Origin of the sequence: Paenibacillus sp. KS-LC4, from assembly GCF_036894955.1 — a bacterium.
Taxonomy (GTDB): domain Bacteria; phylum Bacillota; class Bacilli; order Paenibacillales; family Paenibacillaceae; genus Pristimantibacillus.
Map to the genome: position 1 here is coordinate 4,067,832 of NZ_CP145905.1, position 20,048 is coordinate 4,087,879.

Consider the following 20,048-nt stretch of genomic DNA (forward strand, 5'->3'; position numbering starts at 1 on the left):
TTTTGTACGTTTTATGAGTTTCCGGTCGTTTTATAAGCAGAGAGCTTCTTGTCCAGCGTTCGATAAAGCTCAAGAATAACCCGGTAGTTCGAACCAAGGTCGCCAAAAGAGCCTCTGGAAGCCGAATAAATATCAACGGCTGCATTTACTGGATTCACACTGATGACCGACACGGTTATGTCCATCGTTCGGCCGAAAGCCGTGCGTTTCTCGAGCACAATCTCCCCAACCGATTGAACTTCATGCAGCACCTTGTAGCCCTGCATTTTCTTCAGCGTAGAAAGTACTTCTTCCCAAGCCTTTTCCTTGGACAACTTGTAAAAATGGGATTTGAGCATCGGGTCTTTGGCTTTATCGCCTGTTTGTTCATGACTGCGCAGCAGCCCGATTACGGTCCGCTTCAACAAAAACGATCTCCCCCTCCAGTATCTTTGTATGTAATATCTATATTAACATGTTTTGTTACACAAAAAAAGAACCCTGAGCGTGTTAGCGCAGCAGAGTCTCTTGAGTGTAGATAAAAACCCGCCTATGCCGTCCGACTTACATGTTTCTGAACCTCGCTTTCGCAAGGTGGGTGTCCGCAGAAACGAATTTGAGGTCCCCTTTAGAGGGCATGTCAGCAACGTAACAATTTAGGTCTCCCGAGAAACAGCCATTGGTTCAAAACAACGTAAAGCCGAAACGAACATCGCAGGATGTATTGCTATTATAAACGTTACCTTTACAATTGTAAATGTCTAAACGTTTATTTATTAGACGAGCTCGAATCGCCATCCGTAAGCTCTGAAAATTCGACCTCTTCTGCCTCCTGGGCAAGCCTTGCTTTCTCCGCTTGCTCCTGTAGCTTCTGGTAAATCATATAGAAATTCCAGAACGACAAATAAGCAATAATACTGCCCATAAAAAACGGAATCAAAAAGGTGAAGCGCGTACTGATATAAATGACCGCGCCACTCATCACCGCAGAAGAAAATGAACGAATTGGACGCCCAATCGTAATCAGAATGGCATTTTTCAACAATTGAAACGTTTTCATGTGATAATGGACAAGCATTGAGAAAAAGTTGAACAAGGAAATGACCAGCAAAAGCAACAGCGCAATAAAGATATAGGAAATCAGGCTGTACTGATCGCGATACACAATAAAATCGACAATCATTATGGCAAACAAAATAGCGTAGAAAAACCCGCCAATCATACTTTGAAGATAATTTTCCTTATATCCTCTAATGTAAGTTTTGAATAGCGGGACATCCGTTTCACCCATCACCCATTTGCGGGCTACCGCAAACATCGCAGCTGTAGCTGGAAATAAAGTGAACGGAGCAACAATCGCCATGAAAATCAATGTTGATTTAAGATGGTCAAGATAAGCCGCCTCATCTAATGCTGAAGCATTTCCTGGAAATACGCCAATAAACGCCAAAAATACAAAAGGAATTGAACATATTAGCCATAATACATTGATCACCGATAAACGCATAATCCATTCGGAGATGCGGTAAAAACCTCCCATTAGACCCCTTGGCTCCATGTGATCTGCCCCCACTATTCCGTCTTGTTCCTTACTATTTTGGTTGTGACATGCACCCAAGCATATTATTCAATCAAGCAGGCTGGCTTAATCAAATGAACAATAAAACCGGGGAAGTCGGGACGCCCGTAAGGCATCACGGACTTCCCCGGTTTCTTAAGCTTTGTTATACAGGCTTTATCTAGATGATATGGCCCTAGTTGTTGTTATTGTTGAAGCTTTCGGACGATGGCTTTGGACGGCGGTTCTCGCTAGTGCGAGGTCTGCTGCTGCCACCATCACGGTTACGGTCGTAGCTGCCGCGCGAGCTGGAGCTCGAACTGCTGCCGCCACGTCTGTCATCACGACCACGATAGCCGCCGCCACTGGAGCCACGGCTGCTGCCGCCGCTAAAGGACGAGGAACCAGAGTAACGACGGCCATTCGAACGAATGTCCGGCTTGCGTTTTTTCGCGCGAAGCGGCTCTTCCGGTGTCAATTCAATGTTGACTTCCTTCTTCTCGCCTGTCAGCAATTTAACGGCTGCCGCAAGCAAGTGAACGGAATCATATTGCTCAAGCAATTGAATCGCAATGGCTTTGTATTCCGTAAAGGCTTCTTCCTGAACAACTTCGAGCAAACGCTCAGCTGTCAGGCGCTGTTTGCCCTCAATCGCTTCCGCGATGCTTGGCAAAGGTTTTTTGTTGATTTTCTGGCGTGTAACCTTCTCAATGAAATGCAGGTGATCCACTTCACGAGGCGTTACGAACGACCATGCTGTACCTTCTTTTCCTGCGCGACCTGTACGGCCAATACGGTGAACATAGCTCTCCGGATCTTGCGGAAGGTCAAAGTTGATAACATGCGTTACGCCCGATACATCAAGACCGCGAGCAGCTACATCTGTTGCTACCAGCACATCAATGCTGCCATCGCGGAATTTGCGCATTACGCTATCGCGTTGGTTTTGGGACAAGTCGCCGTGGAGGCCGTCTGCCGTATAACCACGTTTTTGCAAAGCTTCGCTCAGCTCATCAACACGGCGCTTCGTGCGGCCGAAGATGATAGCAAGCTCTGGGGATTCCATATCAAGCAAGCGGCTCAGCGCTTCAAACTTCTGACGCTCATGGACCTCAATGTAAGCTTGATCGATAAGCGGTGCCGTTACTTGCTTAGGAATAACCGACACATGCTCTGGATTTTTCAGAAATTGATGAGCAAGCTTCTGGATGTTCGGTGGCATAGTAGCTGAGAACAGCATCGTATGACGCTCTTCTGGCACTTGCTTCAGAATCGACTGAATGTCGTCCATGAAGCCCATGTCCAGCATTTCATCCGCTTCATCAAGAATGACCGTTTGTACATCTTCAAGACGAATCGTCTTACGGTTGATGTGGTCAAGCAAACGTCCTGGTGTACCGATAATAATTTGCGGCTTCTTCTTCAGAGCGCGAATTTGACGTCCAATTTCTTGTCCGCCGTAAATTGGCAATGAGCGTAAACCTTTGTATCGAGTCAACTTCCCGATTTCATCAGCTACCTGAATAGCGAGTTCACGGGTAGGCGTCATAATTAAGGCGACAATGCGCTCCTCGCTTGTCGGAATTTTATTAATGAGCGGAATTCCGAATGCCGCTGTTTTTCCTGTTCCTGTTTGTGCCTGACCAATTAAATCATGACCAGCCATTGCAATTGGAATAGCTTTGGACTGGATCGGAGTTGACTCCTCAAATCCCAGCTCCGTGATTGCTTGCAACACTTTAGGTTCCAAGCCAAATTCAGCAAATGTTTTCAAACTTTCTCATACTCCTTTTATCTGCAGCCTACTTGAAAAATATCCAAGCTATTATAGCATACAATCGTACATGTTTACCAGCGAAGCTTAAAAACAAATCAAAAGGCGAACGAGAAAGCGTTTGCTTTATTATTTACCTCCTGCCAGCAGCGCACATGGCAGCTAACCCTGTTTTTTTAAAGTTGATCCTGCTATAATGTGGTTATCCCGCTGTTTTAACGTTTTCATGCCATATGTTTTGCCCTGAACCTATGATGAAAGGGTGATGCCAGGTGGATATCGAAACCGTAACACTGTCACAAATTGTAGAGAAGCTAGCACCCGAGCTAAGTCCTTTTCTTACGGATCGGGAACTCTCGATCAATATCGTATTGAGGGATGGACTGGCTGTACTCGAACCGGCGGATGCAATGGAGATTGTTCAGCACAGCATTTGCGAGCACCAAAGAGAAGCCTTACTGCAATGACAAGGGGATATACCGTTTGATAGTGAACCTGCTGACGCATGTGTCAGCAGGTTTTTTTGCGTGCTTTTTGTCCGGAAGCCTCCGCCCAAAAATGGTGCATTAAGCAACATTTCTCTGTGTAAAATTGCGCTATTTGAAAAAAATAAGTGTCACGCAGCCTAATTCTGCTTTATAATTTGGAAAGAAGAGCTAGCGGGGAGAGAAGGAAATGGACATCATCTTTTCAACTGTCATGCTGTTATACAGCTTGTTGACGGGAAGCGGAGAGGATCATGCAGCCGCCCGGGAGCTCGCGGCCTCGGTACTAAACGCTTCATTAGGAACGAATATCGTGCAGGCAAGCCCATCAGGTGGAGAAGGTTCGGGGACGTCTGAGACGGGCGCTAAGCGCGATCCGCAGAAGGATGCTCCTATTGTGAAGGGCATCTACGTAACAGCTCACAGCGCAGGTGGAGCGCGTATGGATAGCTTGCTTAAGCTAGTCGATGATACGAAGCTTAACAGCATGGTCATTGATGTCAAGGACGACAATGGCTATATTACTTATCCGACAGAGACGCCTGAGTTACTCGAACTGGGAACTACCCAGAAGTACATTCGCGACATTGGCGATTTGATGAAGAAATTAAAGCAGCATGAGGTTTATCCGATTGCTCGAATTGTCGTCTTTAAGGACACTGTTCTGGCACGCCAGCATCCGGAGCTCTCTTTCCTCCATTCCGACGGAACGATTTGGAAAAATGGCCGCGGTGAAAGCTTTGTTAATCCTTATATGAAAGAAGTTTGGAACTACAATGTAGCCGTTGCCAAGGAAGCAGCTAAGCTGGGGTTTAAAGAAATTCAGTTTGATTATGTTCGGTTTCCCGAAGGCTTCGATAAGAAAGCCGATTCGCTAAAGTATGAGAAAACCGAGCTGAGCCGAGTCGATGCCGTGGCGGGATTCGTAAAATATGCCCGTGAGCAGCTTGAGCCGCTTGGGGTGCGTGTATCGGTCGATATTTTCGGTTATGCCGCATCGGTGCCTGCCGCTGAAGGCATTGGCCAGGACTTTGTGAAAATTTCCAACGATGTGCACGTCATATCTCCCATGGTTTATCCAAGCCATTACAGCACTGGGTGGTTTAAGCAGAAGGTGCCGGACAAAAGTCCCTATGAAACCATCGTAGGCGCTATGGAGGATACACATGCCAAGCTGGAACCGATTGGTGCTGCTAAGCCAATTATACGCCCTTGGATACAGGATTTCACAGCCAGCTGGCTTGGACAGGGCAATTATATGAAATATGGCAAGAAAGAAGTCGAGGCCCAAATTAAGGCACTCTCCGACACCAACATTCATGAATTTCTCTTATGGAATGCAGGCAATAAATATTCAGAAGGCGTTAATTACGAATAACGTTCGGCTATCTTTTTCTATATTGCAACAAATAACCTCCGGCACGCTGCATTTAAGCGTTGCCGGAGGTTATTTGTTTGCTCTTTCATACGAGCCCTTGTTATTGCCCAGACGAGCCTGTAAGCATTATTGCGAAAGACGCAGCGCAAGCTCATACAAATCCAGGTTGAATGGCTTCTTCGTATTGACAACCGTGTCGATATCTGTGGAAAGAAACTCCCCGCGCACGATACCGCAAGCTTTGCCCGAATCGCCCGCCATCAGCTGATGCACAGCGTAATCGCCCAGACGGCTTGCAAGAATACGGTCAACAGCTGTTGGTGTTCCGCCGCGTTGAATATGTCCAAGAACGGTTACTCGCGGCTCAAGTCCACAGCCACGCGTAATTTCATTCGACACGTCATGCCCGCTGCCTGCTCCTTCTGCAACGACAACGATACTGTGACGTTTGCCTTTGGCAAAGTTCGCTTCCATCCGCTGTGAAACCTCCGTTAAATTGAACGGAACTTCCGGTACGAGAATCGTCTCAGCGCCGCTTGCAAGTCCAGCATAAAGTGCAATATCTCCACAATGACGACCCATTACCTCAACGACGGACGAGCGCTCATGGGAAGACATCGTGTCGCGGATTTTATTGATCGCATCGACAACGATGCCAACAGCTGTATCGAAGCCGATTGTGTAATCTGTGAAAGGAATATCGTTATCTATCGTTCCTGGCAGCGCCATCGTCTTGATACCAAGCTTGCTCAGCTTGTTAGCCCCTTGATAGGAGCCGTCGCCACCGATAACGACCAAGCCGTCGATGCCGCGTTGACGCAAAATTTCCGCACCTTTCTCTTGGCCTTCAGCTGTCATAAACTCCTTGCAGCGTGCTGTCTGCAAAATGGTACCCCCGCGCTGAATAATATCGCCTACGCTGCGAAGATCCATTTGACGCAAATCGTCATTCAGAAGACCCTGATAACCGCGTTGTACACCGTATACTTCCAGCCCATTGTACAAAGCGCTCCGTACGACAGCTCGAACGGCTGCGTTCATCCCCTGGGAGTCACCGCCACTGGTTAATACTGCGATTGATTTTACTGAAGACATAGTCATTCCTCCAAAATGATGTAATATATTGCTAAGCCTGCTGCTTCCTGATCCATACGCTGTTAATCAGGAAAAACAGGCGGGTAAGCGGACTGTTCTTCATCAGCTTGCGCGTTACACTGCGAACTTCCTTCTGCGCGCGCACCTTCGGATCGGATAAATATAGGGCAAGCAGCCCTTCAATGATAAGGCGATGAAACCGGGATGCAGGCAAATGTCGCACATCCTCCCTTGCCCACTCCACGATCGTACCGATCCGCTCGGCCATCAAATGGATGCTGCCATAATAATTGCAGAAATTTAAATCTCCGCCTGCCTGATCCTCCTCTTGATCAATCAAATAATCAAGCATAATATGCAGGCCGCATACATGGGGGAAATAAATTTCTTTAATCGCAGTCGCATCCGGCGAAGACAGACCATCCCCGCTGGCTGCTAAAAACAACATAAACATGCCGAGCGTCGATCCGCTGGCCGCTGCGAATTCATTCCATTGCAAGTGCGGGTAGCGCTGCGCATGCTTCTCCCACCAAGCGAGCAGCTTCGGCTCACGCAGGTCATTGCGGATGTGCTTGTACACCTGCAAATCGCCATATAGGCTGACCAGCTCATTTACGTCACGCTGAACGCTTGCGTAGGAAGGAAGCAGCGCTATTTGTTGCTGGCACACGGCAACGAGGTGATGCAAATATCCACCGTCGTCCCGCTCCTTCCGGTGGGCATAATAATCCCGGAGCGGCGCTGCCGGATTAACTGCATCAAGCATAGACTGGTGCAATAGGCGGAAATCATCCGCATCAAGAGAAGTGCTGCGATCGCACAAATTGTCCAGGTAGTCGCTAATCGTTTGCAGCGCAACAATAAGCGGTATGAGAATATGCCGCTGTTCCAAGTTAGCCGCTGCGTATACGGCACCGCCCTGACAATGGAATTTCTTGTTCGCTATGCTGCTCAGCGCTTGCGTCCGCAGCTCCCTGTCAGGAATTTGCTCTGCCATCTCTCGCAGCTTCGCTAGCTGCGCTTCAACTTCCGGCAACACATATTTATATACGCGATGCATAAGTTTTAAAGGCCCTCGGGGCGCACGGCTGCCTGAAAATGTCGTCAATCTCACGATGCACCTCCTCCTCTTAAAAAATGCTGAATAACCGCCGGCTACCAGCCCATTAATACACGATGAATGAAACCTCCACTCATAAATGTACCATTTCAATAAACAATAATCCAGCAGTTCATGTTATAATGGTTTACAATCTATTAATAATTAGCTATAACACCTGAATAACCAAGGTTTTGTACAGTAATGGAGTGAGTACAGCAATGACACAACTTAGCCTTGACAAGGCGAAGCTTAACGCATCCCAAGAAACGCTGCGCCTCCGCGCCTTCAGCTTTTCTGCCTACTCAACACAGGCACTGCTCGTCTCCTACCTGCCATTATACTTTCTGGCGCGAGGCTACTCCGAGCATCAAATCGGCATTATATATGCAACCGGGCCCTTCATATCTGTCTTTGCTAATTTACTGCTAGGCTGGGCAAGCGACCGGTTTCAGACGATAAAAAAATGGTTTATATTTTTATTATTCGGGCAGCTAGTCATGATATCGCTGCTGCTGCCTATTCAAGATTTTACAATGATCTGTCTAGTGATGACGATCTTTTATTTTTTTCAGACGCCTATTAACCCTTTGAATGACAGCTTGATTTTATTATCCAGTCAACATACAGGTGTTCCTTATGCGCTCATTCGCATTTTCGGCTCGCTCGGGTTTGCCATATCGGCCTACTTGTTCGGCATTTTATTGAAGGAGATGGGCTCCAATTGGACGCTGCCGCTCGCTGTCTGTACCATAACGATAACGCTAGCGCTCTCCTTTCTGCTGCGTGATTATCGCGGGAGCTCCCGCAAAGTGGATTTCAGCGGCTTCTTCAAGCTGCTTGGCAAAAGAGAGGTCGTTTCCTTCTTCGTCCTCATTTTAATCGTATCAATCGCGCATCGCATGTATGAAGGCTTTCTTGCAGTAACGCTGCATCAAATGGGCGCTAGCGATTCACTTATTGGCCTCGCCTGGACATTTTCCGCTTGTAGCGAAATTCCTGTGCTGTTCCTGCTTGGAAAGTACGGCCACAGGTTCAAAGAGCTTCCGCTGCTGTTTATTGCATGCGTATTGTATGCCCTGCGAATGTGGCTCATTGGACATTTGAGCAGCCCTTATCTCGTCGTGGCGACACAGCTCATGCACAGCATTACTTTCGGCATCTATTTCTCGACGGCTTTGCGTTATATTTCGCAGATCATTCCCGATGAATTTCGTGCATCTGGCCAAGCGGTATATGCCGTTATATGGACAGGCCTTGCCGGTCTGCTCAGCGGAACCGTTGGCGGCTATGTATACGAAAGCTTCGGACGCACCGCCTTCTTTAACTTAGCTACTACGCTCGCATTAGTTGCAGCAGCAGGCTTTATTTATAAGCATTATACGAGACGCAGCGCATGAACATACACGAACGGAGTTTTCCGCTATCGCTCATGCCATAAATGAATAAAACAGCTTCGGCTCCACAAGATCATGTGGCTCCTGAAGCTGTTTTTTGGTTATAGCCTGACTATGTATACATTAATCCCCAAGTTAGTCCTCAAGCTCGAAGTTTGTATACACGTCCTGCACATCGTCATTATCATCGAAGGAGTCCATCATTTTGGACAGCTTGTCCGCATTTTCTCCTTCTACGGCAACCATGTTTTGCGGCAGCCAGCGTACACCTGCGCTCACGAACGTATAGCCCTCCGCTTCAAGTGCGCCTTTCACCTGCTCGAACTCATGCGGATGCGTCAAAATCTCGAAGCTGTCGTCGTTTACGACAAGATCCTCTGCACCAGCCTCCAGCGTCACCATCATCATGGAATCCTCATCAATTTCTAAACCCTCACGATCTACTACTAGCAGGCCTTTATGATCGAACATATAGGAAACACAGCCGCTTTCCCCCATATTGCCGCCACGCTTATTAAAAGCCGAGCGTACATCAGCCGCCGTACGATTGCGATTGTCCGTCAAACAACGAACCATAATCGCTACGCCTCCTGGGCCGTAGCCTTCATACATAATTTCTTCATAATCGACCGCGTCGCCGCCCGTCGCCTTCTTGATTGCCCGCTCAACGTTATCATTGGGCATTTGCTCCGCACGTGCATTGGCAATGGCCGTCTTCAGGCCAAAATTCGCTTCGGGATTCGCTCCGCCCTTACGTGCCTGCACATAAATCTCACGCGACAGCTTTACAAACTTATTATTTTTAGCCTGATCGGCCTTTCCTTTGCGATCCTTAAATAATTTAAACTTCATGCCACTCGCTCCTCCGACAAAGATTCCACCTAACAGTGTATCATTTCCCGCCTAATCCGGTCAAAGTCTAAAAATGCAAAAAGCGCATGGCAATACGATGAACTCCTGTCACCTATCCTTAAGAAATATAGCCTTTACCCCTCCAGTATTCCATTGCAAAATCTTCACCAAAAAAAGGTTTCGTTCCATCCAGCATATCTTGGTTGCAGCGTGTAAGCAGCCTTCGGCCTTTTTCAAAAAATTTAACCGCATCCAGCAGCTTAGCCCCGCCCTCGTAATTGACCATTACATAATCGTCATCCTCTTCATCTTCTGAATACTGAACGGAAACACATTCAGAGCCATCCATATGCTTCTGGATACGGTAAGAGAAATATTCAACCTTAGCATCGCCCTGTTCATCGGTATAGTCTCTGGCCATACGCACCAATGCCAATCGCGAAGCATCATTGTCAAGGTCTTCCTCTTGCCGAAATGAAAAATAGACATCGCCGATCCATAGTCCGTTTCGCTCTTCATCATCATAATCGTTATAAGGCTCGACAAGCGGGAGAGCCAACAGCTCGCGCACCTGCTGCGGATCAATAAGGTGACGAGCGTGTTCATAGGTCGATACAGCTTGCAGCAAATGAACCCAGTTTTGCTGGCAAAGCTGCTGGATAGCGACTGGCGAATCATCATCTATCTCCGACCAATCCGTATGCTCGCCCGTAACACTGCGATATTTGCCTGATAACTGCCATTGCATCGTATGTGCCTGATCTACAGAGCCCGATTGTGCAGCGAAAGGTTCTATTTTGAGCAAAGCTCCATAGTTCTCCCCATCCTGAAAATAGACGCTTCGAAAATGTCCAGAAACCGCTTCATTGCCATATGCCGTTGCACGAAAAAACTGATCTCCCAGCCAAAATTCATAGCTCGAGCTTATCGCCTCGGTGTCACCGAGGAAACAGAGTGAATCAGCAGTCACCTGCTGCATATACAGCGGCCGGAGCTGAGTATCCTCGAATAAGAAAGGAATTTGCGGCTGCTCATGTATCGGCTTAATTAGAGCTTCATCTAAAATTGGCTTGTCTTCCTTCAGAAGACGAAGCATTTCCTCTCGCCAGACGGCTGGCTCCTCATCCTCATCCTCATCTAAAATAATGTCCGGAACAAAAAGCTCGGTCATATCAAAGCCCTGCCATACACCGAAGTCGTCCCAATCCTCTATGCGGCGTTCAAAGGCTGATGTCCCATGAATACGCACTCTATATTGATCGCTTGTCATCATCAGCTTTGCCTGCATATTGCCCTCAACGATGAGATCACCGTGATTATAATCTCCCCAGAACATTTCATCCACCTGCAAATTGCCTGCAACATGGATCTCCTGTCCGCCAACAACCATGTGGCTGGCACGCATATTGCCAAGAACGATCAGGCCGGTAGCACCGTCTGTATCTGTATTGCCAACGTAACGATCCACAATTAAATTTCCTTCAACGAGAATGAGCATCGCATTCAGGTCGAGCGAAAGCTCGCTAAGCCGCAAATCCCCTTTATAATACCAAACTTCCTCTTCTTCAAATTCGCCATCATTTTGTTCATCGCGCAGGTAATACCAGCTCTCGCGAGGCAATTTCAGCTTGACTTCACTATAGCAAAACCGCTGAAACTCGGCACCGACTTCCATCATTATGCTCCCCCTTTAAAATCGTTAAATAAAAGGCTTATCACGCTCTATTATACAGCACCATCCACTTACCACTATCCTAATAGCCTGTTAAAATGCGAAAAGGAGCCCCGATTTAATCGGAAGCTCCTGTACATGCTGCAATCAAGTATTATAAGAAACTTCGAATCTTATAATTTAACGACGTTAGCCGCTTGTGCACCGCGATTGCCTTCAGTGATGTCGAACTCTACCTCTTGGCCTTCGTCAAGCGATTTAAAGCCTTCGCTTTGGATAGCGGAGAAATGAACAAATACATCCTCGCCGCCTTCTACCGAGATAAAGCCATAGCCTTTCTCTGCGTTAAACCATTTAACTGTTCCTTTCAAATGAACAACCTCCTAGAAAAAATAAACCGCTGTTAAATCAGCGTATACCCTATATTATACAGTCTTAAACTGGAAAATGCAATTAAACCCTAATTTTCAAAAAATGATCTGATCCAGGAATAAAAGGAAGCTTCGCCGGCATAAGCTCAGCTTGACCGCCCCGCTCTGCAACAGCCTTTAGCAGCTCATCCATATGCGGATAAGCGTTCCAGCTCAGCGACAGCAGCGGGTAAATCCGCACCTGTCCGCCCGGCTTGCATAGTCTCATCATTTCCAAAACAGCCTGCTTATGGAAATTGAAATCAAACTGCTCCGCATACAAAAACAAAAAATGGCTGCATAACACAAGCGAGAAGGCTCCTGATTCAAAAGGAAGCTGCGGCAGCTGTCCAAAACGATAACGGGCTTTCCCTGCATCAGATCGCAAATGACTTGCAAACAGCTCAAGCGAACGCTCTCTTCCCGCGCGATGATGCGCAGCGTCCTTATAATAGCTCCAGTCGAATGCCTCCTGCAAAGCGATCAGCTTGCTTGTGGATACTTCAATTTCTTCGGCAGATTGTGCAATCCACGACTCCACATCTCCGGAATAACGCGGATCAACAGCATGGGCATCATACCCTCTGGCACATGCCTCAGCGGTAAAAGAGGCGCCTCCAGCAGCAATGTCCAATATGGACCCTGCATCCAAATCGCTTTCCGCTAATCCAAACATGCGCTCATACTCGTCAAAACCCCGACACGTAATGGCAACGCCTACCTGCTCATACTTCAATTGCTTCATCTTCTCTTCTCTCCTCGTCTCGTCTCAACTATGCTCTGCCTTGCGATTACGCTCCTAGCTCTATAGAAGCTTCGCCTCACAAATGCCACTTTCCCGCATTATAGCTGATATTATAACACCGTCCCTTATTGCTTTCCACCCCCTGGATAGCTAAAATAGTAAGAATACGGTGTAAGCCGTAATGAAAGGTAAGGTGACCTCTATCATGTTCAAGAAACACGAGATATTCAAAACCGACAAATACAATATGCTGACGGTAGAAGTACAGGGGAAAACCCTCGTCGTACGTGATATTTCCGATCAGTGGGGCGAAGAATGCTATACGTTCGTAAGCCGTCCTGAAATGATGCATTGGGCCGAAAATCGCTTCCGTGCTGACCAATATGTTGGCCGCGAGGAAGAACGGGAGAACATCATCCGTGCTTTCAAGGAAGTATAAGCAGGAAAAATTAGCCTTTAGAGCGAAAACTAACGAGGCAGTGTTGTGCTTGCGGCTACAGGGGGTGTACGTTTCCAGATGGATTTTATGACTAATATCATCTTTATTGTCGCTTCCTTTGCACTGGGGTGGATTGTCCTCGCAAAACGCGATACGCTCGCTCCCAATTTGCGCCGCGGGCTGGCACTTGCTTCGATTGTTTTAATTGCATTCTCGTTTTTCCTCATTGTATACAGTCTTTTTCAAATGGGAAGCTCATAAGTGCTGGCGGCAGCTCATAAGCCATACACCAAGGGGCTGCCGTCTTTGCTTAAATACAAGAATAGCCAATCGCCATATTTATGCTATTAGATAATTCTTGTATTTCAACATAACTACACAGCCTCTGGTACATACTAGGTACAAATTTGTGCCCGGAGGCGAATGCAACGATGAAATGGCTGCCCGTCCTTGTATCTCTAAGTCTAACCGCCGGAATAAGTGGCGCTGAGGGAATGATTCAGCCCGCTTACTCCAAAGCTGCACCACATGCTACTTCATCTACTATTATTTCAAGGAGGAATTCGATGAATCACGTACCTAAGCGTTCTGAGACGAAAGTAGAAGCCCGTTGGAAGCTCGAAGACCTGTTTGCCGATCAAGCCGCATGGGATAAGGAGTTTGCCGCTGCCAAAAGCCTAATTGGCAAAATCAGCGCTTTTCAAGGCAAATTGGCCGACCCGGCTCAGCTGAAAGCCTGCTTCGAGCAGGAGGATGAATTGTCGCTGCATGTGGAGCGTCTATACGTATATGCTAATATGAAGCATCATGAGGATACGGCTGAGCCGACCTATCAGGCATTGTCCGACAAATCCAAGAAGCTGAGCGTGGAAACAGGCGAGGCCCTCTCTTTTATTACACCGGAGGTGCTTTCCTTAAGCGATGAGGCGCTGGATCAATTCATTGCGAATCCCGAGCTGGCAGCCTTCCGTCATACGCTCGAAGAAATGCGCCGCCAGAAGGCTCATATTCTCTCGAAAAATGAAGAGGCGCTGCTTGCGCAAGTGGGCAATATGAGCTCGGCTCCCGGTACGATTTTTAATCTGCTCAACAATGCCGATTTGAAGTTTCCGAAGGTCAAGGACGAAAGCGGCGAAGAGGTAGAGCTGACGCAGGGCCGTTACATTCAGTTTCTTGAGAGCAAAAACCGCAACGTGCGCAAGGAAGCTTTCCAAGCGATGTACGATACATACGGAAAGCTTAAAAACACAATCGGCGCAACGCTGAATGCCAATGTAACGAAAAATATTTTCTACTCCCGTGCCCGCAAGCATGATTCCGTTCTCGCCATGTCGCTTTATGGAGATAACATTCCCGAGACGGTTTATACAAACTTGGTTGACACGATTCATAAGCATTTGCCACTGATGCATCGCTATATGAACCTGCGCAAAAAGCTGCTCGGCGTCGACAAGCTTCATATGTATGATTTGTTCGCTCCGCTTGTAGAGGAATTCGATATGAACATTACGTATGAGGATGCGAAAAAAACGGTCAAGGAAAGCTTGAAGCCGCTCGGCGACGATTATTTGAACGTGCTGCAGCATGGCTTTGACGATGGCTGGATCGATGTGTATGAGAATGAAGGCAAGCGCAGCGGCGCTTACAGCTGGGGAGCGTTCGGCACGCATCCTTATGTGCTGCTCAATCACAAGGACAACCTGAACAGCATGTTTACGCTAACCCATGAAATGGGCCACGCCCTGCATTCCTATTATTCCGACACGAACCAAAATTACCGCGATGCGCAATATACGATTTTCCTCGCGGAGGTGGCTTCCACGCTGAACGAAGCGCTTCTGATGGACTACTTGCTCAACAAGTCTACCGATCCGAAGGAAAAAATGTACCTGCTCACCTACTATGCGGACCAATTCCGAACGACGGTGTTCCGTCAAACGATGTTTGCCGAATTCGAGAAAATCATTCACGCGCGCAGCGAGCAAGGTGAATCGCTGACACCGCAGGATCTGAGCAAAATCTACTATGACCTCAATGTGCTGTATTATGGCGACGAAATGGCTATAGACGAAGATATTGCAATGGAATGGGCACGCATTCCCCACTTCTACAACAGCTTCTACGTGTATAAATACGCAACTGGCTTCTCGGCCGCAACGAGCTTCTCCAAGCAAATTTTGGAGGAAGGCGCGCCCGCAGTCGAGCGTTATCTCGGCTTCCTGAAGAGCGGAGGCAGCGACTTCTCCATCAATATTTTGAAAAAAGCGGGCGTCGACATGTCCTCGCCAGAGCCGATTGAGCAAGCGATGAGCGTCTTCGAAAGCCTCATCGGCCAGATGGAAGAGCTGACTAAATAATCGGCTTAAGCTGTTATTTACTTCACCCCTGCAAACACCGCTTTACCTGACTCATTTTCTGAGCTAAGGGGATAAGCGCCTAAAGCAAAAATAACACCTTCCGCTCCTGTATCAAGGAGAGGAGGTGTTATTTTATTTTGCCGCTACAGCTTACAGCCACCAAAGTCCTAATGCCAAGCCAACTACGCCAGCCAGCACGGAGGACAGCATATTAACCCGGTCATTGTTCATAAAATCAAAGCCGCGTATCCGCTCGGCCTGTACGCCGCAGTGCGTGCGTCGCTCCGTTTCGCTGCCGCAGCTTGTGCAGCGGTACATCGCCTGCCAAGTGGCTCCGAGCCACGAGTCGGCGAAGCAGCCGGCAAAGCCGGCAATGGCCGCAGCAGCAATAAGCGCTATCGCCGAGGCCAGGCTAAACTCGCCGCCTGCAAACCCCGCATGCCCAGCTGGCAAATCAGCTGCTGAGGCTGGATCTGGATGAAACCAGGCCAGCATGACAGCGGCTACGACGCCAATGCAGGCTGCCCCAGCGAGCGCCGCCAGTGAGCCAAGCCGCGTCACAGCTCCGCTTGTTCCCGGAGCAACCACTTTGCCGCTCGTCACCGAACGCGGCGCACGCTTGCTCAGCGCACCAATCTCCGTCGCCCATGTGTCGGCGTTCACAGCCGCCATAACGCCAATATAGGCGAGCAGCCAGCCATCGCCTGCTGCCGGAAACAACGCATGGCCGAAGCACAGCAGCAGCCCTACTCCGCCATTTGCCCACACTTGTCCAGCGTCGCGACGTCCTGTTTTTTCATATCCCGCTTCCGCCTTCGCCTTCGCTCGGGAGTGCTTTTTCCATTTTGACCATAGGGTTGAGGTAACAAAAAACGCAATAAGACAGGCGAACCATACTGGTTCGCCCCATGTCACAAAGCCCGTGCCCATTGCCATTGCCGATAAAGCACCCGATAACGAAAGAGAGCGGAACCGATAGGCGATGAACGCAATTAATCCGCTTCCAACAAGACCGCCAAGCAGCCTGAGCCACCAATCATCGATCCAGCCTACCATTTTTCTCGCCCCTCTCCAGTCTCATCTCTCAGTCCTGCCATTGCCTGTCTCCAGCGATTCGGGAAATTCGTGCAAATCATTAGCTCCCGGTCGAGCTCCGCGATTTTGCGAATAGCCCGTTCCTCATTTATCGTCCAAGCCATGACCTGAATGCCCGCTTCTTTAAGCAGCCTCACTCGCTCCTTATTCAGCCTCGAATAATCAATTGAAAGCAAGGTTGAGCCCGTCTGGCTCAGCTCCAGAGGCAGCGTCTGACGCCAGCCATCAATAATTAAGCCAGTACGAATACGCCCCTCCGTCAGCTTAAACAGCTTATTTAGCGCTCCGGCATAGAAAGAGGTCAGCACCACTTCATTTTCCACGCCGAATCGGCGCACGCTTGCAAGAACCTGCTCCTCAAGCGCAGGATAGCGAATGCCATCCGTCTTAAGCTCAATGTTTACATTGCAGCGCCCCGCTGTTAATGCCAGCACTTGATCAAGCGTAGGAACTCCCTCGTCTTTAAACAGGGGCGAAAACCAACTGCCCGCATCAAGTGCGCCAAGCTCGGCAGCTGTCCAATTACGGACATCGCCTTTGCCATTTGTCGTGCGCCTTAGCTTATAATCATGAATAACGACCGGAATATGATCGTTCGATAGCTGCACATCAATTTCAATCCAATACACATCAGGCTCTTCCATCGCCAGCTTTACCGCTGCCAGCGTATTCTCCGGTGCGCGTCCTGACCACCCGCGGTGGGCAACGCATACATTTCTTGGCTCAGCCATGCGCTCCTCCTCGCTGCTCTTTATTTAGAGACAAGAGCGCCATCCTCACGGAGCTTCACGCCAAAGGACAGGCTCGTCAGGCGCTTCAGCAGCGCTGCCGCATTTTCGGGTTCCATGAGCACTGGCTGCGCTTTGTCCGAGGACATCGGATAAAACTTCAGGTCGCAGTCCCCTTTTTTCGTACAAATCGCATCCAGCACACCTGTCTCAGCAGTCGGTCCCTTCGGGTAAGCGCTAAAAATAAAGTTCCCTAAACTGTATGCAATCCACTTGCCTTTATACGTCTCAAAGCCTTGCAGCACATGCGGATGGCTGCCGATAATGAGATCAGCTCCCGAATCTATGTATTCACGTGCAAAATCCCGCTGGTATTGCAGCGGCGTATCTTTGCGCTCTTCTCCCCAATGAACCATTACGACAACTAGATCGGCCTGCTCCTTCGCTTTCTTAATTGCCGCCTTCGCTCTTGTCGTATCGTAGGTTTCCGCTACGCCTGCCACATTTTTGTCTGCCTTCCATGATACTTCCGGCACAACTCTGCTCAGTCCAATGTACGCTACTTTAATGCCGCGCACCTCTTTAATGACAGGCGCAAACGCATCCGTATCATTTTTGCCGGCTCCCATATGGGAAATTCCCGTCTCATCGAGATGCTTCATCGTATTAAATAAACCTTCGACGCCTTGGTCAAGCGTATGGTTGTTCGCCAAGCTGACAATATCAAAGCCGGCATCGCGAAATGCAGGAAGCGCATCGGGAGAACCTTTAAACACATACGTCTTATCTATCGCCGGAACACCGCTATCCGTCACCGGATACTCCAAATTAGCGGCCATAATATCCGGCTCGCTCAAATAAAGCAGCGATTGCTTATACGGATAGTCGTACCCATTCAGCTTCATCATGTCGCCAACCGAGGCTGCCAGCAAAATATCGCCAACAAAGCTCAGCTTCACCGTATCCTCATCTCCAGCATGTGACGAAGGCTGCTCACCTGAAGCCTCATTGCCGCCTGTTCCATCAACCGCTTCATTACCGCCCTCTTCCGGCTGCTTCTCCGGCGTTGCCGCTGGCTCGCCTGCACCGTTAGCCTCGTCGGCTGTAGGAGAGGGTTCCTCCGTTGCTACCGCTCCATCAGATGGAGAAGGCGCGCTGCTGCCTGCGTTCGTTGCCGCATTGTCCGCCTTCTGACCATCGCTCGTCCCTGCGGAAGAGGCATCGGCTGCCTGAGGTTTATCGTCCCCATTAAATAAGGACGCCGTATCAAACCAGTTTTGCGTATTAAGCCATAAACCAATAACGACTGCAATAAGACCTAACATAACGCTGTTGAAAATGATGAGGCGTCTTAATCTTTTTTTACGCCTGATTTTTTGCTGCTGTCGCGATTCTGTTCTGGATCTATTCATGACAGGATGCTCCTTTATGAATAAAGTTTCCTGTCTATTATAGCAAGCTTGCTATAAATATGCGAAATTACTAGGAGGAGGAGAGCACAGCAGCCGCAATTTCCTTGCCCTGACGAATACAATCCGGTAAACCTACGCCGTCGAAAGCCGCTCCTGTAAGATGAATGCCCGGCACCTGCTGGGCCAAACGCTCGCGCAGACGCTTCGTATGCGCCAAATGACCGACCGGATATTGCGGCATAGAGCGCGGCAGCCGTGTAATTTCCGTAAATAAAGGCACCGCGGTAATATTCATCGTCTTCTTTACATCTTCTCTTACAGCAGCCATTAGCTGGTCATCCGGCAAATAAGGCGTGATTTGATCGCCTGCCCGGCCAACATAGCAGCGAAGCAGCACTTTGTCTCCCGGGCTCGTATGCAGCCATTTCGTAGAGGTCCATGTGCATGCCGTAATTCGCAAGCCTTCCGAGCGCGGAATAACGAACCCTGAGCCTTTGAAGGTTATTCCCAGACTCGCTTTATCAAAAGCCATTACGACGTTTGCGACTGATACATATTCGGTGGCCCGCAGCTCCGCGCAATCGACCAGCGGCTCCAGCAGCTCCGCCGCCTGAAACGCAGGTGCAGTCACTATGATTTTGTCAGCGGGCAGCTGCTCGCCGTTCGCCAGCTCAATCGTGTAGCGGGGTCCGGAGTGTTCTCCATCCGCCATGCCAGCAATACCTGCTGCTTCATTGCCAGCAGCACCGTCATGAATCGCTGTCACCGCTTGGCCTAATTTGCGCTCCATGCCCGGCAAAGCCCGGTCCAGCGCATCCACCATAGTTGATAGCCCGCCCTTAAATGTAAGAAATACGCTGCTTCTTGCCCCTTCCGGCAGCATGCTCATATCGGGAGCCTTCGTAAGCTTTTTGTTGCTCCGCATTCCCCGAATCAAGCTGCCATACTTGCGTTCTGCTGCGGCGAACTGCGGAAACGTCGCTTGAATGCTCAGCTTGTTAAGGTCGCCAGCATAAATGCCCGCCAGCAGCGGCTCCGCAATGCGCTGCACAACCTGCTTCCCTAGCCGCCGGCCAAGAAAGCCTCCCAGCGATTCATCGTCAGCACCTCCTCGGGAAGGCATAATAAAGTCAAGCAGCGCCCGCAGCTTGCCTCCCCAAGTAAGCAAGCCCGTCCGGGCGAAAGGCATAATTTCCGTCGGAATGCCGAGCATGAGTCCCTGCGGCATCGCATGGAGTTTATTTTTAAATAGAATATACGATTGCTTGCCCTTTGGGTTCGTACCCGTCAGCTCGGACGCTATGCCAAGCTCCTTAGCCAGCTCAATAATGGCCAGCTTGCGGCTAAGAAAAGAATCCGGGCCGCGTTCAATGACGAAGCCGTCACGTTGCAGCGTATTGATTTTGCCGCCCAATTTCTCGGCGCTATCGACAAGCGTAATATGAATCGCTTTTCCTTGCCGCTCCGCTTCCCGCTGCAAATAAAAAGCGGAGCTCAGCCCGCTGATCCCCCCGCCAATAATGACAATTCGATCAGCTTCTCCGATTCTCCGCATCTCATTCATCCTTTCTTT

Annotated in this window: 19 protein-coding genes and 1 other RNA gene; 6 read left to right on the forward strand and 14 right to left on the reverse strand. The window is 49.0% G+C overall.

Annotated elements, in window-relative coordinates; translation table 11 throughout:
• Positions 1 to 11: 11 nt before the first annotated feature.
• The 4 genes from V5J77_RS17115 to V5J77_RS17130 all read right to left on the reverse strand — a co-directional run bounded on the left by V5J77_RS17115 (position 12) and on the right by V5J77_RS17130 (position 3,311).
• A complete protein-coding gene (locus tag V5J77_RS17115) occupies positions 12 to 407 on the reverse strand; it encodes a DUF1499 domain-containing protein (RefSeq protein ID WP_338552022.1) in 396 nt (131 codons plus the stop codon).
• 111 nt (positions 408 to 518) lie between these two features.
• A non-coding RNA gene (gene ssrS / locus V5J77_RS17120) (6S RNA) lies at positions 519 to 703 on the reverse strand.
• A gap of 45 nt (positions 704 to 748) precedes the next feature.
• Positions 749 to 1,537, reverse strand: a complete 789-nt coding sequence (locus V5J77_RS17125; RefSeq protein ID WP_338552023.1) for a DUF624 domain-containing protein — start codon at positions 1,535 to 1,537, stop codon at positions 749 to 751.
• A gap of 196 nt (positions 1,538 to 1,733) precedes the next feature.
• Positions 1,734 to 3,311 carry a DEAD/DEAH box helicase gene (locus V5J77_RS17130; RefSeq protein ID WP_338552024.1) on the reverse strand — a complete coding sequence of 526 codons (1,578 nt, stop codon included), beginning with the start codon at positions 3,309 to 3,311 and terminating at the stop codon, positions 1,734 to 1,736.
• A 272-nt stretch (positions 3,312 to 3,583) separates the two neighbouring features.
• Between V5J77_RS17130 and V5J77_RS17135 the strand changes: the two genes are divergently transcribed.
• Positions 3,584 to 3,778, forward strand: a complete 195-nt coding sequence (locus V5J77_RS17135; protein ID WP_046229973.1) for a hypothetical protein — start codon at positions 3,584 to 3,586, stop codon at positions 3,776 to 3,778.
• Positions 3,779 to 3,986: 208 nt separating this feature from the next.
• Positions 3,987 to 5,174 (forward strand): putative glycoside hydrolase, encoded by a 1,188-nt coding sequence (locus tag V5J77_RS17140; RefSeq protein ID WP_338552025.1) that lies wholly within the window; start codon positions 3,987 to 3,989, stop codon positions 5,172 to 5,174.
• A gap of 126 nt (positions 5,175 to 5,300) precedes the next feature.
• On the opposite strand, the gene pfkA is transcribed toward V5J77_RS17140, so the two are convergent.
• Together pfkA and V5J77_RS17150 are read right to left on the reverse strand one after the other, a co-directional pair.
• Positions 5,301 to 6,269, reverse strand: a complete 969-nt coding sequence (gene pfkA / locus V5J77_RS17145) for a 6-phosphofructokinase (protein ID WP_338552026.1) — start codon at positions 6,267 to 6,269, stop codon at positions 5,301 to 5,303.
• A 31-nt stretch (positions 6,270 to 6,300) separates the two neighbouring features.
• Positions 6,301 to 7,329, reverse strand: a complete 1,029-nt coding sequence (locus tag V5J77_RS17150; protein ID WP_338556885.1) for a tetraprenyl-beta-curcumene synthase family protein — start codon at positions 7,327 to 7,329, stop codon at positions 6,301 to 6,303.
• Positions 7,330 to 7,589: 260 nt separating this feature from the next.
• Between V5J77_RS17150 and V5J77_RS17155 the strand changes: the two genes are divergently transcribed.
• On the forward strand, positions 7,590 to 8,768 hold the full coding sequence (locus tag V5J77_RS17155) for an MFS transporter (RefSeq protein ID WP_338552027.1): 1,179 nt from the start codon (positions 7,590 to 7,592) through the stop codon (positions 8,766 to 8,768).
• 132 nt (positions 8,769 to 8,900) lie between these two features.
• Here V5J77_RS17155 and V5J77_RS17160 read toward each other — a convergent pair whose 3' ends face one another.
• The 4 genes from V5J77_RS17160 to V5J77_RS17175 all read right to left on the reverse strand — a co-directional run bounded on the left by V5J77_RS17160 (position 8,901) and on the right by V5J77_RS17175 (position 12,444).
• Positions 8,901 to 9,617, reverse strand: a complete 717-nt coding sequence (locus tag V5J77_RS17160; RefSeq protein WP_338552028.1) for a YebC/PmpR family DNA-binding transcriptional regulator — start codon at positions 9,615 to 9,617, stop codon at positions 8,901 to 8,903.
• A gap of 118 nt (positions 9,618 to 9,735) precedes the next feature.
• Positions 9,736 to 11,295 (reverse strand): hypothetical protein, encoded by a 1,560-nt coding sequence (locus V5J77_RS17165; RefSeq protein ID WP_338552029.1) that lies wholly within the window; start codon positions 11,293 to 11,295, stop codon positions 9,736 to 9,738.
• Positions 11,296 to 11,462: 167 nt separating this feature from the next.
• Entirely contained in the window at positions 11,463 to 11,660 is a 198-nt protein-coding gene (locus V5J77_RS17170; protein ID WP_046229980.1) for a cold shock domain-containing protein, read from the reverse strand.
• 82 nt (positions 11,661 to 11,742) lie between these two features.
• Positions 11,743 to 12,444: a methyltransferase domain-containing protein gene (locus tag V5J77_RS17175; protein WP_338552030.1), complete on the reverse strand. Its 702-nt coding sequence runs from the start codon at positions 12,442 to 12,444 to the stop codon at positions 11,743 to 11,745.
• Positions 12,445 to 12,649: 205 nt separating this feature from the next.
• Here V5J77_RS17175 and V5J77_RS17180 point away from each other — a divergent pair, with 205 nt between their 5' ends.
• The 3 genes from V5J77_RS17180 (at position 12,650) to pepF (ending at position 15,240) form a co-directional block, all read left to right on the forward strand.
• Complete coding sequence (locus tag V5J77_RS17180) at positions 12,650 to 12,883, forward strand: hypothetical protein (protein ID WP_338552031.1); 234 nt, start codon at positions 12,650 to 12,652, stop codon at positions 12,881 to 12,883.
• Between the two features lie 78 nt (positions 12,884 to 12,961).
• Positions 12,962 to 13,144: a hypothetical protein gene (locus tag V5J77_RS17185; protein ID WP_338552032.1), complete on the forward strand. Its 183-nt coding sequence runs from the start codon at positions 12,962 to 12,964 to the stop codon at positions 13,142 to 13,144.
• Between the two features lie 305 nt (positions 13,145 to 13,449).
• Positions 13,450 to 15,240 carry an oligoendopeptidase F gene (gene pepF / locus V5J77_RS17190; protein ID WP_338552033.1) on the forward strand — a complete coding sequence of 597 codons (1,791 nt, stop codon included), beginning with the start codon at positions 13,450 to 13,452 and terminating at the stop codon, positions 15,238 to 15,240.
• A gap of 150 nt (positions 15,241 to 15,390) precedes the next feature.
• On the opposite strand, the gene V5J77_RS17195 is transcribed toward pepF, so the two are convergent.
• The 4 genes from V5J77_RS17195 to hemG all read right to left on the reverse strand — a co-directional run bounded on the left by V5J77_RS17195 (position 15,391) and on the right by hemG (position 20,030).
• Entirely contained in the window at positions 15,391 to 16,296 is a 906-nt protein-coding gene (locus V5J77_RS17195; protein ID WP_338552034.1) for a DUF92 domain-containing protein, read from the reverse strand.
• Complete coding sequence (locus V5J77_RS17200; protein WP_338552035.1) at positions 16,290 to 17,066, reverse strand: glycerophosphodiester phosphodiesterase family protein; 777 nt, start codon at positions 17,064 to 17,066, stop codon at positions 16,290 to 16,292. Before V5J77_RS17200 ends, V5J77_RS17195 begins: the two co-directional genes overlap by 7 nt.
• A 20-nt stretch (positions 17,067 to 17,086) precedes the next feature.
• Positions 17,087 to 18,475 (reverse strand): CapA family protein, encoded by a 1,389-nt coding sequence (locus tag V5J77_RS17205; protein WP_338552036.1) that lies wholly within the window; start codon positions 18,473 to 18,475, stop codon positions 17,087 to 17,089.
• A gap of 70 nt (positions 18,476 to 18,545) precedes the next feature.
• A complete protein-coding gene (hemG, locus tag V5J77_RS17210) occupies positions 18,546 to 20,030 on the reverse strand; it encodes a protoporphyrinogen oxidase (RefSeq protein ID WP_338552037.1) in 1,485 nt (494 codons plus the stop codon).
• Positions 20,031 to 20,048 lie beyond the last annotated feature (18 nt).